The sequence below is a fragment of the Pseudoalteromonas sp. CNAT2-18.1 genome (genome assembly GCF_022347865.1).
In the GTDB taxonomy this organism is placed as follows: Bacteria; Pseudomonadota; Gammaproteobacteria; order Enterobacterales; family Alteromonadaceae; genus Pseudoalteromonas; species Pseudoalteromonas ruthenica.
This window is the reverse complement of the sequence record NZ_JAKRFR010000005.1, coordinates 252,215-266,492: the sequence shown is the minus strand read 5'-3', so window position 1 is coordinate 266,492 and position 14,278 is coordinate 252,215. Positions and strand designations below refer to the sequence as shown.

Sequence of the window (14,278 nt, the reverse complement as noted above, 5' to 3'; positions counted from 1 at the left end):
TCATGCGCCATTTGTTAACCATGTTATTACTGACCAGTGTGCTCAGCACCACAGCTCATGCGGCAGAGCCGTTAGAGGCCGTACAGCTGTATACACAGGATGAGTTGGTTAAATTAATACGTAAAAACGCCCATTTAAAGCGGGTGCAAGATGATGATTGCCAACTTGTGCAAGATATTGCCGCGCGCGCGAGTAAAATGAAGTTGCCCAGTTATCAGTTCCTCTACGGTGATATGCTCGCTTACAATGTGTGCGTTGAACGAGATGTGGACTTAGGTGTTTACTACATGCGTCAAGCCGCTGAGCAAGGCTTAGCAGAGGCGTTAGAGCAGCTGGGACGCTACTATGATATTGGCCGCTTAGTTCAGGCCGATAAAGCCATGGCTATCGTGTATTTGCGTGAAGCCGCTGCACAAGGCAACCTGCCAGCGCAAATGCGTTTGGTAAAGCTGTTTAATCAAGGCTACGGCAGTCCACGCGACTATGAAGATGCTTATCGCTGGCTGTTTCATACCCAAGTTGCAGATCGCAACCTACACAAGAAAATTGGTGCGCAGTTAAGTAAATTGGCGCAAAAAATGCCCGATAGCGTGGTTGCACGGGCACGGTTACCCGTTGATCAATAAAGTTTAACAGTATTTACCTGTTGCCTTTTCCCGATATGGGTTAAAATAACACCACAAGTCACCGTATAAGTTATTGAATGACCAAACAGGATCCATACCTCGATAGAGAACAGCAAAAATACGAAAACCCCGTCCCCAGCCGCGAGTTCATCCTCGACCACATTAAAAAACGCGCTAAGCCTGCTAATTTCAGCCAACTTTGTTCCGAGCTGGATGTATATGACAGTGAGCGTCAAATTGCCTTTAAGCGCCGCCTGCGCGCCATGGAGCGTGAAGGGCAGCTGCATTTCAATAAGCACAAATGCTACGTTATTCCCGATGATAGTGGCTTAGTCAAAGGTAAGGTCATTGGCCACCGTGATGGCTTTGGTTTTTTGCAAGTCGAAGGTGAACCTAAAGACTGGTTTATTGCTCGCCACCAAATGAACACCGTGTTACATGGCGATGTGGTGTTAGCTAAAGCGGGCTCCCGTGGCCAAGGTGGCAAGGTTGAAGCACGCATTGTGAGAGTACTTGAAGGCGAGCGTGCGCCAATCATTGGCCGTTACTTTGTTGAGCATGGTATGGCCGTGGTTGTGCCAGAAGACCCACGCATTACACAAGATATCATTATTGTCCCTGGGGCAGAAAAAGGTGCGCGCCACAACCAAATGGTGCAAATTGAGATCACCCAAAACCCAAGCCGCCACATGAATGCGGTAGGCAAGGTCACAGAGGTGCTCGGTGAGCATTTAGCACCGGGTATGGAAATTGAGGTAGCGCTGCGAAATCATGAAATCCCTCATCAGTGGCCACAAGAAGTTGAGGAGCAGGTGGCTCCTTTAGGCGAGCAGGTGGCAGAGCAAGACAAACAAGGACGCGTTGACCTGCGTCATTTGCCCTTGGTCACCATTGATGGCGAAGACGCCCGAGATTTTGATGACGCTGTATTTTGTGAGCGCAAAAAGTCCGGTGGTTGGCGTCTATGGGTGGCGATTGCTGATGTCTCCCATTATGTGCAAAAAGGCTCCCCTTTAGATCAAGAAGCGATTAATCGCGGTAACTCAGTGTACTTCCCTGAGCAAGTTATTCCCATGCTTCCTAAGGTGCTATCCAATGGCTTGTGCTCACTGAATCCGAAGGTCGACCGCCTGTGTATGGTTGCGGAAATGACCGTCTCCGCAGCCGGTAAGCTCTCAGGCTATCGTTTTTATCAAGCATTGATGAACTCGCACGCGCGCCTTACCTACACCAAGGTGCACGCAATTTTAGAAGGCGATGAAAAATTGCGTGAAGAGTACGCGCCCCTAGTGGGTCATCTGCAAGACTTGCAGCAGATGTATATGGCGCTAAAAGCAGCGCGTCAAGAGCGTGGTGCCATCGAATTTGAAACCCTGGAAACACGGTTTGTGTTTAACGCGCAGCGCAAAATTGAGTCTATAGTACCCGTCGTGCGTAACGACGCCCATAAGCTTATCGAAGAATGCATGATTTTAGCGAATGTGTCAGCGGCGCGATTACTAGAAAAGCACGAGGCCAGCGCCTTGTATCGTGTGCATGATGAACCGGACAGTGAGAAGCTTGGACACTTTCGCCAGTTTCTTGGTGAACTCGGCATAGAGAACCCCTTTGGGGATTCTCCCGAGCCAGCGGAGATTACCGCTGCCATCGACAAATTAGTCGATCGCCCTGAGTTGGGGCTGATTCAAACGATGTTGCTGCGAGCGATGAAGCAAGCCGTTTATCAGCCTGACAACATTGGTCACTTTGGTTTGGCACTGCCCGCTTATGCGCATTTTACCTCACCAATCCGCCGTTATCCCGACCTGGTCGTGCATCGCGCTATCAAGGCCATACTCAAAGCGCAAGGGCAGCAAACCAGTGGTGAGTATGAATACAACGATGATGAAGCAGATCAACTCGGTGAGCAGTGTTCAATGACCGAGCGCCGCGCTGATGATGCGACTCGTGAAGTCGCTGATTGGTTGAAGTGCGAGTATATGCAGGATCATGTTGGCATGCACTTTGGCGGGGTTATTTCGTCGGTCACTAATTTTGGCTTGTTTGTACGCTTAGATGATCTGCAAATAGACGGTCTGGTTCATATTGCTAACCTGGGTGATGAATTTTTCCACTTCGATGGCGCTAAACATTGCCTTGTCGGTGAGCACAGTCGTACTGTGTATCGCATGGGTGATAAAATATCGGTGCAAGTGGCCTCGGTGTCTTTAGAAGAGCGCCGTATCAATCTTGCCCTGGCGCAACAAGAGCCCGATCGTTATGCTCGGCGCAAGGCGAAAAAGCCTTCGGTGCGCGATAAGCTTAAAGCGGGCGATATTCCAGGAAAAGGTAATAAGCCAACACCCAGTGGTAAGAAAAGTGGCGGTAAAAAGAAAGCCTCTAAAGACAAAAAAGCAACAGCTGGCAAAAATGTAAAGGCCAGTAAAAGCAAGAAAAAGTCACGAGCAGGTAAAAATGCTCGTAAGAAAACGAAAAAGTAGAGAGTCCCAGTGAGTAACGAATTAATCTTTGGTTTTCATAGTGTCGAAGCCATCCTCAGCCGCGAGCCCGAGCGCTTCATTGAACTGTATGCTTTAAAAGGGCGCGATGATAAGCGTCTAAATGCGTTGATCAATCAGGCTCGGCAATTCGGTATTTCGGTGCAGTTTATGCAGCGTAAAGCGCTGGATGACAAAGCCCGAGGCGAACAGCATCAAGGCATTATTGCTCGAGTTCGCCAAGGTAAACAATATAACGAGCGTGACTTAGACGCCATTATTAGCCGAGAGCAAACGCCCTTCTTGTTGGTCTTAGATGGCATCACCGATCCTCACAATTTGGGGGCCTGCCTGCGTAGTGCCGACGCTGCCGGTGTGCACGCGGTTATCGTGCCTAAGGATAAGTCGGCGAAGTTAAATGCGACGGTACGAAAGGTCGCTTGTGGTGCTGCTGAAGTGGTGCCGTTAGTGCAAGTCACAAACCTCGCACGGACCTTGCGTGAAATTAAAGATGCTGGGGTGTGGGTTGTCGGCACGGCAGGAGAGACCGATACCACATTGTTTGATGCCAACCTCACCGGCCCTATCGCCATGGTTATGGGGGCTGAGGGCGATGGTATGCGCCGTTTAACGCGTGAGCACTGTGATGTGCTGGTGAAAATCCCTATGGTGGGCACGGTCTCTAGCCTAAATGTCTCGGTCGCGACTGGCATTAGCTTGTTTGAAGTACTCAGACAGCGAAGCGCATAACGCCAGTTAGGCATGCACCACCCTTGATATTGTAAGGTGTGTGCCTGGCTCCGTATTCTATGTCATTACCTCGCATCAATCAGGCGTAATTTACTGGTATTCGCCTTCTTTTAAGTTGCTTAATTTGCCAACAATGCGTAGAATACGCGCTCATTTCGGCCATTTAACATTAATTCCTTGCCTTAAACCGACCGGCCGAAACGGTGGAAGGCTATATTAACCGTAAGGAATACCCATGCGTCATTACGAAATCGTATTCATGGTTCATCCAGATCAAAGTGAACAAGTTCCTGGTATGATCGAGCGTTATACTGGTTCTATCACTGAAGCTGGCGGTAAGATTCACCGTCTAGAAGACTGGGGCCGTCGCCAACTGGCTTACCCAATCGAAAAGCTTCACAAAGCACACTATGTTCTAATGAACGTTGAAGCACCTACTGAAGTAATCAACGAGCTTGAAACTTCTTTCCGCTACAACGATGCAGTGCTTCGTAACCTAGTTATGCGCACTAAAGATGCAGTAACTGAAGCTTCTCCTCTTGCAAAAGAAGAGAAAAAAGAAGCTGCTGAAGCTTAATCGTTCTGCGTGGTTGTAATGGCTGAAACGCCTAGTGAGCAAGCGCTCAATCTAGTCGAATTAGGTGGCACTGTTTGTAAGGCCCCTAAGTTCAGTCAAAGCCCGGCCGGTGTACCCCACTGTATTTTCGTGCTAGAGCACCGTTCAATACAGGTTGAAGCGCAACTAAACCGTCAAAGTTATGTGCGTATTCAGGTGGTAGCAAGTGGTTCGGAGCATCAATCAGCAACACAATATTTGCAAGTTGAGCAGTCAGTGCGAGTGCGGGGTTTTTTAAACCGCCACCAAGGCCGAAACGGCCTCAGTCAACTGGTACTGCATGCTCAGCAAATTGAAAGAATTAATTGAGGAAAATACTCATGGCACGTTACTTCAGACGTCGTAAGTTCTGCCGCTTCAAAGCGGAAGGCGTAAAACAAATCGATTATAAAGATCTAGCTACTCTTAAAAACTATGTTACCGAAAGTGGCAAAATCGTACCTAGCCGTATCACAGGTACTAGCGCTAAGTATCAGCGTCAGCTAGCAACTGCTATCAAGCGTGCTCGCTACCTAGCCCTTCTTCCATACACTGACTTACACAAGTAAGCAGCGGATTAACAGTTTTTAAAAGGTGTAGAGACATGCAAGTTATTCTACTAGACAAGATCGCAAACCTAGGTGGCCTAGGTGACCAGGTTTCTGTTAAATCTGGTTTCGCACGTAACTTCCTGTTCCCGAAAGGTAAGGCAGTTCCTGCAACTAAAGCTAACATCGAAACTTTCGAAGCACGTCGTGCTGAGCTTGAAGCGAAAATCGCTGAAGAGCTAGCTGCTGCTACAGCTCGCGCTGAGAAACTTGAAGCACTTGCAGAAGTGACGCTAGTTTCTAAAGCTGGTGACGAAGGTAAACTATTTGGTTCAATCGGTACTCGTGACATCGCTGATGCGATCTCTGCAACGGGCATCGAAGTAGCTAAATCAGAAGTTCGCCTACCTAACGGTACTATCCGTGAAACAGGTGAATTCGACGTAGCAATCCAGGTTCACGCAGAAGTGATGGCTTCTATCAAAGTGATCGTTATTGCTGAAGCTTAATCGTCGATTAGCTTTATAAAGACCGCGCTTAGGCGCGGTTTTTTTATGCCTGTCTGATGTTGGCATTGCTCGTTTCTTGCAGAGCTTGTCATCCTCAAGCGGCGACAGTGAAGCTGTTCTTTCTTATACCCGCCTGCAGTCCTATTCGTTGTTTCAAGCGCATTCAACAAAAAGTCTAGCTCGACAGCGCGAATCAAAGAGATTGACTTCTGTAGGTCAGGTTTCAACCTGACAAAGCGCTTTATATTAGGGAGTGATGCTCTGCGTCGAGCAAATGCTTACAGGTAGATCTTGTCGTATGTTTTCGTTACCCAGGCTAATACTATCCTCATACCTATACCTTAGATAAGGGAAAGAACCTACAACTTAGATGTTATTTTTATTCGTTTATAAGTCATTAACGGAATTACTGTTACTTTTGCATTAAATTAAAGAATAACTTATGCACAAATATGGAGGAATAAAATTGACTTTGACAGCGTTGTCATTATATCTTAACTCAGTCTTAATAAAACTCTAGGCAAAACAATGCGCTTACAAGGAATGCTACAACGCGGTTTTACCCTGATAGAAATGATGATAGTGGTCGCTATTATCGGTATTTTGTATGCAGTGGCGATGCCAGCCTACAGCGAGTATATGGAAAAAGGACGCCGTGCGGATATGCAGCAAAATATGCTGCAAGCTGTTGCCGTGCTTGAACGTACATATTCTCGTATGGGCGGATACCCTAGTAACTTTACCCTCCCCACATCTGATTATTACACCTTGCGGTATGCCCCGCAGCCAACTATCTCTAGTAGCGGCGGCGCACATTATGATGCTAAAAAGTTCACCTTGCGGGCTATTCCCAAAGCGGCACAGAGTGGCGACGAGTGTGGCACCCTGAGTATCAACGAAGTCGGTCAGCAACGCGCTAGCGCTGGTGATGACGACGATTGTTGGGGGAATTAACCCAATGCATCAAGGACGATATTCAGCCCTAGGCTTTACTTTAGTTGAGTTAATGGTGGTGGTAGCAATCATCGCTATCACAGCCATTATCGCCACGCCGTCGTATATACAGTTCATAAAGCAAGACCGCATTGTCAATCACGCGAACCAACTTCATAGTGTGTTTAAGTTCGCTCGCAGCGAAGCTGTTAAGCGTGAGCGAGCTATTAATTTGCGCGCTTCAGCCGAACAGTGGCAAGTGGTAGCCAATCCAGGTGAAGCAAATGAAGCCGTGTTAAGAGCTTTTACCAAGCAACATAGCTCGCTAACGATTGCGCTGCCTAACCGCATTGTTGCCATCACTGGTGAGCTTAACAACGCCACTAATATATTGATCACTGACAATGATGCCAGTACCACGGACTATCACTTATGCGTACTACGCAGCGGCCAAAGCTGGCTAGCTGAGGAAGGTGAAGCATGCGTGTAAAAGCAATACAGTCTGGCTTTTCGTTATTAGAAATTATGGTGTCGGTGGCGATTGCAGCCATTGCCTTGTTGGGGCTGGGCAGCGCACAACTCAAGTCATTGCAGTATGCGACGAGCAGTTTCAACTACACCATGGCCATTGTACAGGCCAACAATGCTGCAGAGCGCATCTGGCCAAATTTATGCGCGCTCAAGCATGGCGGTGGTTTTAACGGCAACTTCAAAAACACCACCTTGGCACCGCAAATCGATGACTACAGCATTACCTTTCCCGCTAATTTTAACGACGATTTAGCCATTGAAGTGCAATGGCCAGATAGTCGCCTTGATGATGGCCTGCAATCTAAGTTGCGCATTTTTGCCCAATATCCAACGCTCTCGGCTGCGGAGTGTGGCTTATGAAACGCGCTCATTTAGGTTTTACTTTAGTTGAGCTAATGGTTGCTTTAGCCGTAGGTAGCTTTTTAATCGCTGGCGTTGGGCTTTCTTACGCCACTATCAAAGGCACTGTAAGTGCGACTAAAGAGCTAGAAAATGCCCAAGAGGTGGTTCGTTTCACTTCTCAGGTGCTCACTCGCAGCCTTAAACAAACCCCATTTGCGCCTGTGGTCAGTGCTGATGGCAGTACGCTGCGGGTTCAGCAACAGGCGGGCGTTTTATCGTGTTTGGGCACCACGCCTAGCGCTGATTATATTGAGCAATACCGCTTGGTTGATGGGCGTATACAGTGTGATATGGGCGCTGGCGGCGAAGACATCCTGACCGGTGTGACGGCGCTCAGTTTTAGCTATGATGCGACCACCAAGCTCACCACCATTAATGTTACTCCTCAGGGACTGCCGCAGCAGTTTGGAGGCCAAGTACAAATCGATATTGCAGCGTCGCGATTAATTTTAAGTGAACTATATGGAGCAAGTTCATGAAGCAACAGCAGGGCTTCACTCTAGTCAGTGTGATGTTATTAACCGTGGTCGCTGGCGTGGTGGTATTTACTTCACTAAAAGACAGCATCGTGCAAGAGCGCCTCAGTGGCAACTTTCAGAAGAAAGTTAATGCGCGGATGATGTCTGAACGAGCCGTTTTTGCTCAGGCTGAGAAAGTGCAGCAGCAACTGCATGCAAACCCTGATGCTGATATTGACGAGCTCGTAGCGCAAACTGAGCAAGCACACAGTGGTTCCATTCATAAGGGAGACCTAAAGTATCGTGCACAGCTAAATAAAAATGGGGCGGGTGAGCTGGAAATCGCTGCGTTAGGAGAGCGTTATGCTGGTGAAGCAGAGGCTAATTTAGTGGCCAGATACGCTGTTAGCAGTAACGGTGGCTATGCGCCTTTTAACACCGCCATAGTTGGCTGTGATGGAGTCTTAAATTCAGCGGGTGGGAACATAGATAGCTATGATTCGCAGCAGCTTGATGGCCAGTACGATCGCGACAACGCCTCAACCCAGGCGCATGTGAAAACGATTTCACCTAATGCGGATATCGTTGTCAGTGGTGGTTCTTCCACGTGGGGTGATGTACGTGCAACAGGAAACATCAACATTACCGGAGCAGGATTTATATCCGGGACTGTTCATGCCAATGGCGATATTGATGTCAGTGGCGGTAGCTCAGGAGATTATACGATACCGCCTGGTTTTCCTGTGAAAACGCGAATTGGCGGTGATATTTTGGCAAAAGGCAGTGTTACTTATCAGGGGCGCCATATATTAGGGGTGGTAAGAGCCGAGCAAGATGTTCATTTTACTCCCTCATTTGCTGTTAGAAATATCAACAATAATGGGTTAGCCGTTCTGTATGGTGGTAACAATACCACGGAAGAAAATAATAAAGACTCTATCGCCGGCACTAATTATAAAGGTGCGCCTTATCACCAAACTGTTACCGTTCCCGCTGTTCCTGCCAGTAACAGCGAGGATCCTAACCACGACCCTAAAGACCCAGACACCAACTGTGATCCTTACTCGTTGCCCTCTGAGTTAGCAAAGCTGCAGCAAAAGTTGCCTCGTCAGGGACTCAATGTGACAGGATGGGGTAATCATGCACAGTTCGACGACGAACAAGGCCGTGATAGTTTTGGTTCTATCTACATGCCAACCTCAACTTCTATATTGGGGCGGCAATACGGATCGGTATACTTTCTAGATGATCTGATTATTAATGGAGCTGAATTGACGATTGCAAAGGGAGATGTCGTTTTTTACATTAATGGCGATTTCAAGCTTACAACCAATGGTAATAGCGCACTAAATATCAATGAAGGTGCAAGTTTGACGTTATTTGTTCAAGGTAAAAGTCAAATTCAGCAACCCGTTAACGTGCTCAAGAAAACACTTAATAGCAACAAGCTACCGCCTTTCAGTCTGTATTCTGGGTATCAAGATAACTCCGCAGCAACCCAATGCGGGGGCGACTTTGGTGTTGAGCTATCGGGCACGGGACAAATGTACGGAACTATTTATGCACCCTATAGCAATGTAAAGTTTGGTGCCAGTGGTGAGCTGTACGGGGCCATTCGGGGGAAAAGGGTCAGTGTATGTGGTGATGGTGATATTCATTACGACACCGCGCTGAAAAAGTCACAAGGTGGAAATTTAGGCGGTCAGCGCCGGGTGATATTCCTTGGCTGGCAGTATAAAACCCCGGAGGAGCTATCACCTTAGCGAGTTTAACTATCCCTACTACCAATCTAGCCCCTATAAAGGGGCTTTTTAGTGCATTGCATCTATACACGAGGTAAAAGTCAGTATTTGCATCTAAGGCCAACAACTGCAAGGTAGCTCGGCTAAGTCGCAATGCTTACCTTTGCCGGCACAGCTGGCTGCGTCACATGCTGCGGATGGGTCGCAGCAGTCATGGCGGTTTTCTTTCTTTTTGCGTTTGTTGCTTTCTTCTTGAGCGTTGAGTTGCAGTGTGGCGTGGGCCAATTTATAGGCATGCAATCGTGCTTTGATATTGGCGTAACCACGAAAAAAGCCGTGTTGCTCTACTATGGCAAGGACGGCGTTAGAGCAAGATGCACCTTTATGTAAGCACGCATGGGCACAACGAAATCCTTTGTAAGGGGAGACAAAGCGTTGGTATAGGCGTATCACTATGATTGCTATGTTATTCAAATGTAGGCCTTTATAAGTTTTCCCGTTGAGCGTTTGCCATAAATTAATCCTGAGACGGCTTTTTAAAGCGCATCGACAAGGCCATAGCCGTGCCGGTGACAATACCCATGCCGATAGCGCCAGGTAGCCCCATCGCCACTAAAATCGGTATGAATAGCAGGCGATGCACGAACACCAAAGGCACCACGGCAATAGCCAAAGCAACATAGTTCATGCGAACCTCGAAGTGCGCGCCGCAGTGCGGGCATGTTTTGGTTTTCCCCCAAGAGTTTGCCGCTTTAGAGAAAAAGCTAATGGACTTAAGGCAAGACGGGCATTTAAAAAACTGCTCATTATCTGAGTGCTCAGTGTTAGCTTGTTTAGCGGCAGTATGTTGTGCGCGTTTGATTTGTAGCTCTTGCTTAATCGCTTGCACTCTTTGCGGGTAGGCCTCGCTGTCCACGTGCCTTAATGCGTCTTCAAGTTCGTCTATTGAATAGCTTGCATAATTGGGCTGTATCTCGTCTATCATCCTTGAATCTCCGTTATTGCTGCGTATTCCTTGCACCACAAGATTATCCTATACGCCCTAAAAATCCAATGTCCTTACACTTTCAGTGCACGCAAAAAAATAAATAAAAAAATTTAAAACCCATTTAAACCCTTTGTACTTTAGTGCGCGTCTAATACAGTAACAAAGCGAATAACAACAACAGGATATATCGCATGCAGGGTCATGCCGCAGAGGCAAGGGCAACCGCACCACCGCCGCCAAGCGAGGCAGAACTGATACAACAGGTGAAAAAGGGCAATCAGCAGGCCTTTGCACAGCTGTATCAGCAGCATATTAAGCGAGTCTATGCCTTGTGTTTGCGTTTGGCGGCTGACACCACTCAGGCGGAGGATGTGAGCCAAGAGGTGTTTGTGCAGTTGTGGCAAAAAATACACAGCTTTGATGGCAAAGCGCAATTTAGTACTTGGTTGCATCGCGTAACCAGCAATATTGCCATTAGCCATTTACGCAAACAAAAAAACTGGCTGCAACGCGTCGTGAGCAGTGAAGAGCAGGGCATGGAGCATGAACAAGTGGCTCAATGCCAAGAGCTTAACGGCCTTGATAAACTCATAGTGCGGCTACCTGAACGGGCACGACAAGTTTTTGTTCTGCACGCAGTAGAGGGCTATCGCCATGAAGAGATAGCCAAGATTATGAATATGGCGGTGGGGTCTTCAAAGTCACAATACCATCGCGCCCGAGGGCTGTTAAAGGAGTGGTACGAGCATGAGTAAACCTGATTTTGAGCAGTTTCTAAACCAGCAACTGCAACAACAGCAAAAAGAGATCAGCCCGGAGCGCGATCTTTGGCCCGGTATTGAGCAGGGGATTAATGCGCACACGCATACAGCTGATAAAAGCTGGTTTAAACCAGCTTTGGGTAGTGCCGCCGCTGCCATTTTAGTCGCGGTAATCGGGCTCAATTTACCAAGCCAACAAGGCTCGCAACCGAGTAACCAATTCGCGGTGATAAGCGATGTATTCGAGCAACAAAAGCAGAACCTACTGGTGCAGTATCAAGCACAACCGGCGCTGACCGATAATTGGCAACAGCAATTGCAAGAGCTCGAGCAAGCGGAGCAAGCAATCAAAACCGCGCTTGAAGAACAACCTAACAACCGCGCTTTGCTTAATATGCTCGCGCAGGTTTATCAACAACAACTGAATTTAATTAACAACGTACACCAGCCCAAGCAGGGCGCAGTATTACAGCGTATTTAGGAGCATAACAATGAAAGCAATTATTTATACATTAGCGCTAGCCCCGGTTTTGGCCTTCGCTGGCGAAAAAATTGATGAGCAACTCGACGTGCCAAAGGATGGCCGTATTTATATCGATAACCAACGTGGCGAAGTCATTATCAAAGGTTGGGATAAAAACACTTTTAAAGTGACCGGCGAGCTGGATGACAAAGCCGAGGGCTATACCCTTGAGAACCGTGGTCAGCGTACTGATTTTATTGTTGATATGCCCAAACGCTACAATCAAGGTTGGGGGCATAATAATGACAATGACGAGGGGTCTAAGTTAACCATATACATGCCCCATGCCAGTGCCTTAGTGATGGAAGGGGTGAGCGTTGATGTGATAGTCAGTGAACTGCACAATGATACCCGTGTGGAAACGGTGAATGGCGATATTGACGCCAAGCAGTTACAGGGCAAGCTCAATTTAGAGACCGTAAATGGCGATATTGATGGCGTAAACCTAGCTGGAGAGATCCGTTATCAAACCGTCAATGGTGATATCAACGACCTTGATTCACAAGGGCAATTACAAATGACCTTAGTCAATGGCGACGTGGAATCGAGCACCCGCGCTGAAGATATCCGCTTTGAAAACGTCAACGGTGATCTACAGCTCAATGCCCAAGCCCTAGGTAGCTTAAAAATTAATACCGTCAATGGCGAGCTTGAGGTCCGTGTGGCGAAGCTTCATGCCGACGGGCAAATCCGCGCCGAGAGCGTCAGTGGTGATTTAGACCTCTACCTACCCAGCGATCTGTCAGCACGGTTTGATTTAGAAGCCCATGCTGGCGGCGATATTCGCAACGAACTGAGCGATGATAAAGCCGTGGAAGCCAAGTATGGTACGGGTGAAAGCCTGCACTTCACACTAGGCCAAGGCGAAGCCGAAGTGCAAGTAACCACCATTAGTGGCAACACCCACCTACGTAAAAACTAACCCAACCTCGGCGAGCCCTTAGGGCTCGCTATTTTTCTTGTTTATCAGTCAGCAAAAAAGCGAAGCAGTTGTTGCACTGCGATGCCAAGCCGATAAAATAAAGCCATTCACCCCGCCTTTTGAGTATGTATGGCAAAAATAGATAAACAGGTTGATAGCCTAAAAGTTCCTCCCCACTCCATTGAAGCCGAGCAATCCGTGCTTGGTGGGTTAATGCTCGATAACGAGGCCTTTGACCGTGTTGCTGAGTTGGTCGTGGCTCAGGACTTTTATACGCGTACCCACAGACTGATTTTTGAGGCTATGGAGCGCTTGGTTGAAGACAGCCAGCCTATCGATCTGATCACTATTTCCGAGTCGTTAGAGAAAAACAATCAACTCGACAGTGTGGGTGGCTTTGCTTACCTCGGTGAAATAGCTAAAAACACTCCCAGTGCCGCTAACATTAGCGCTTATGCTGCTATTGTGCGTGAGCGAGCGGTGATCCGCGAAATGATTGGTGTTGCCAATGAAATTGCCGAAGCCGGGTTTAACCCCGAAGGGCGCGGCAGCCATGATTTGCTCGACTTTGCAGAAAGCAAAGTATTCAAAATTGCTGAACAGCGCACTAAAAGCACTGAAGGGCCGCAAAATATCCACACTATCCTAGAAAAGACCGTGGATAAAATTGAAGAGCTTTACCAGTCGCCACAAGACGGGGTTACGGGAGTCAGTACCGGTTACTCTGACCTTGATCAGATGACTGCGGGTTTGCAGCCCTCGGACTTAGTCATTGTTGCAGCGCGCCCATCCATGGGTAAAACCACGTTTGCCATGAACTTGGCCGAACATGCGGCGATGACCCAAGATAAGCCGGTGCTTATTTACTCGTTGGAGATGCCCTCAGAGCAAATCATGATGCGTATGCTCGCCTCGCTCGGGCGCATAAACCAAACCAAGGTGAGAACGGGCCAGCTGGACGACGAGGATTGGGCCCGCTTGTCCTCAACCATGGGCTTGTTGATTGAAAAAGGCAAAATGTACATTGATGATGCCTCGGGCCTAACACCTACCGATGTGCGCTCACGCGCGCGGCGAATTGCTCGCGACCACGGTGGCATTAGCATGATCATGGTCGACTACCTGCAATTAATGCGGGTACCAAGCTTATCGGACAACCGAACCTTAGAAATTGCCGAAATATCGCGCTCATTAAAAGCGCTGGCGAAGGAACTCGAGTGTCCTGTTGTGGCGCTTTCGCAGTTGAACCGGACACTTGAACAACGTGCTGATAAGCGCCCGGTTAACTCGGATTTACGTGAATCGGGGTCAATTGAGCAGGACGCCGACTTAATCATGTTTATCTACCGCGATGAGGTGTACAACGAAGACAGTCCAGATAAAGGTACTGCAGAGATTATCCTTGGTAAGCAGCGGAATGGTCCTATTGGTAAGGTCAGGTTAACCTTCCAAGGGCAATACTCACGCTTTGATAATTACGCTGGCCCGGCGATGGACGACGAGTATTAACCAC

Annotated in this window: 18 protein-coding genes; 16 read left to right on the top strand and 2 right to left on the bottom strand. The window is 48.1% G+C overall.

Translation table 11 applies throughout. The features are described from left to right. Positions 1 to 20 precede the first annotated feature (20 nt). The 12 genes from MHM94_RS12750 (at position 21) to MHM94_RS12695 (ending at position 9,592) form a co-directional block, all read left to right on the top strand. On the top strand, positions 21 to 626 hold the full coding sequence (locus tag MHM94_RS12750; protein WP_235045749.1) for a tetratricopeptide repeat protein: 606 nt from the start codon (positions 21 to 23) through the stop codon (positions 624 to 626). A gap of 77 nt (positions 627 to 703) precedes the next feature. Further along, positions 704 to 3,106 carry a ribonuclease R gene (gene rnr / locus MHM94_RS12745; RefSeq protein ID WP_235419511.1) on the top strand — a complete coding sequence of 801 codons (2,403 nt, stop codon included), beginning with the start codon at positions 704 to 706 and terminating at the stop codon, positions 3,104 to 3,106. Positions 3,107 to 3,115: 9 nt separating this feature from the next. Next, positions 3,116 to 3,853 (top strand): 23S rRNA (guanosine(2251)-2'-O)-methyltransferase RlmB, encoded by a 738-nt coding sequence (rlmB, locus tag MHM94_RS12740; RefSeq protein WP_022945622.1) that lies wholly within the window; start codon positions 3,116 to 3,118, stop codon positions 3,851 to 3,853. A 235-nt stretch (positions 3,854 to 4,088) separates the two neighbouring features. After that, a complete protein-coding gene (gene rpsF, locus MHM94_RS12735) occupies positions 4,089 to 4,430 on the top strand; it encodes a 30S ribosomal protein S6 (RefSeq protein WP_022945623.1) in 342 nt (113 codons plus the stop codon). Between the two features lie 18 nt (positions 4,431 to 4,448). Next, the gene (gene priB, locus MHM94_RS12730; RefSeq protein ID WP_022945624.1) at positions 4,449 to 4,778 is read left to right on the top strand and encodes a primosomal replication protein N; all 330 of its coding nucleotides are present in this window, start codon (positions 4,449 to 4,451) and stop codon (positions 4,776 to 4,778) included. Between the two features lie 11 nt (positions 4,779 to 4,789). Continuing rightward, positions 4,790 to 5,017 (top strand): 30S ribosomal protein S18, encoded by a 228-nt coding sequence (rpsR, locus tag MHM94_RS12725; protein WP_022945625.1) that lies wholly within the window; start codon positions 4,790 to 4,792, stop codon positions 5,015 to 5,017. A 35-nt stretch (positions 5,018 to 5,052) separates the two neighbouring features. Next, entirely contained in the window at positions 5,053 to 5,505 is a 453-nt protein-coding gene (gene rplI / locus MHM94_RS12720; RefSeq protein ID WP_022945626.1) for a 50S ribosomal protein L9, read from the top strand. A 528-nt stretch (positions 5,506 to 6,033) separates the two neighbouring features. Further along, a complete protein-coding gene (locus MHM94_RS12715) occupies positions 6,034 to 6,459 on the top strand; it encodes a type IV pilin protein (RefSeq protein WP_275439935.1) in 426 nt (141 codons plus the stop codon). Beyond that, positions 6,434 to 6,928 carry a GspH/FimT family pseudopilin gene (locus MHM94_RS12710; RefSeq protein WP_235419512.1) on the top strand — a complete coding sequence of 165 codons (495 nt, stop codon included), beginning with the start codon at positions 6,434 to 6,436 and terminating at the stop codon, positions 6,926 to 6,928. The genes MHM94_RS12715 and MHM94_RS12710 overlap by 26 nt, the downstream gene beginning before the upstream one ends. Further along, positions 6,919 to 7,329: a prepilin-type N-terminal cleavage/methylation domain-containing protein gene (locus MHM94_RS12705; RefSeq protein ID WP_022945629.1), complete on the top strand. Its 411-nt coding sequence runs from the start codon at positions 6,919 to 6,921 to the stop codon at positions 7,327 to 7,329. Before MHM94_RS12710 ends, MHM94_RS12705 begins: the two co-directional genes overlap by 10 nt. Continuing rightward, positions 7,326 to 7,850, top strand: coding sequence for a type II secretion system protein (locus tag MHM94_RS12700; RefSeq protein ID WP_022945630.1), 525 nt, complete (start codon positions 7,326 to 7,328; stop codon positions 7,848 to 7,850). Before MHM94_RS12705 ends, MHM94_RS12700 begins: the two co-directional genes overlap by 4 nt. Continuing rightward, a complete protein-coding gene (locus MHM94_RS12695; protein ID WP_235419513.1) occupies positions 7,847 to 9,592 on the top strand; it encodes a hypothetical protein in 1,746 nt (581 codons plus the stop codon). Before MHM94_RS12700 ends, MHM94_RS12695 begins: the two co-directional genes overlap by 4 nt. Positions 9,593 to 9,685: 93 nt before the next feature. Here MHM94_RS12695 and yidD read toward each other — a convergent pair whose 3' ends face one another. Beyond that, on the bottom strand, positions 9,686 to 10,045 hold the full coding sequence (gene yidD, locus MHM94_RS12690; RefSeq protein ID WP_235419514.1) for a membrane protein insertion efficiency factor YidD: 360 nt from the start codon (positions 10,043 to 10,045) through the stop codon (positions 9,686 to 9,688). A gap of 43 nt (positions 10,046 to 10,088) precedes the next feature. Continuing rightward, on the bottom strand, positions 10,089 to 10,556 hold the full coding sequence (locus MHM94_RS12685; protein ID WP_022945633.1) for a hypothetical protein: 468 nt from the start codon (positions 10,554 to 10,556) through the stop codon (positions 10,089 to 10,091). Between the two features lie 194 nt (positions 10,557 to 10,750). Here MHM94_RS12685 and MHM94_RS12680 point away from each other — a divergent pair, with 194 nt between their 5' ends. The 4 genes from MHM94_RS12680 to dnaB all read left to right on the top strand — a co-directional run bounded on the left by MHM94_RS12680 (position 10,751) and on the right by dnaB (position 14,274). After that, complete coding sequence (locus tag MHM94_RS12680) at positions 10,751 to 11,314, top strand: RNA polymerase sigma factor (RefSeq protein WP_022945634.1); 564 nt, start codon at positions 10,751 to 10,753, stop codon at positions 11,312 to 11,314. Then, the gene (locus MHM94_RS12675) at positions 11,307 to 11,801 is read left to right on the top strand and encodes a hypothetical protein (protein WP_235419515.1); all 495 of its coding nucleotides are present in this window, start codon (positions 11,307 to 11,309) and stop codon (positions 11,799 to 11,801) included. Before MHM94_RS12680 ends, MHM94_RS12675 begins: the two co-directional genes overlap by 8 nt. Positions 11,802 to 11,811: 10 nt before the next feature. Further along, complete coding sequence (locus MHM94_RS12670) at positions 11,812 to 12,765, top strand: DUF4097 family beta strand repeat-containing protein (RefSeq protein ID WP_235419516.1); 954 nt, start codon at positions 11,812 to 11,814, stop codon at positions 12,763 to 12,765. A gap of 129 nt (positions 12,766 to 12,894) precedes the next feature. After that, the gene (dnaB, locus tag MHM94_RS12665; protein ID WP_022945637.1) at positions 12,895 to 14,274 is read left to right on the top strand and encodes a replicative DNA helicase; all 1,380 of its coding nucleotides are present in this window, start codon (positions 12,895 to 12,897) and stop codon (positions 14,272 to 14,274) included. Positions 14,275 to 14,278: the final 4 nt, after the last annotated feature.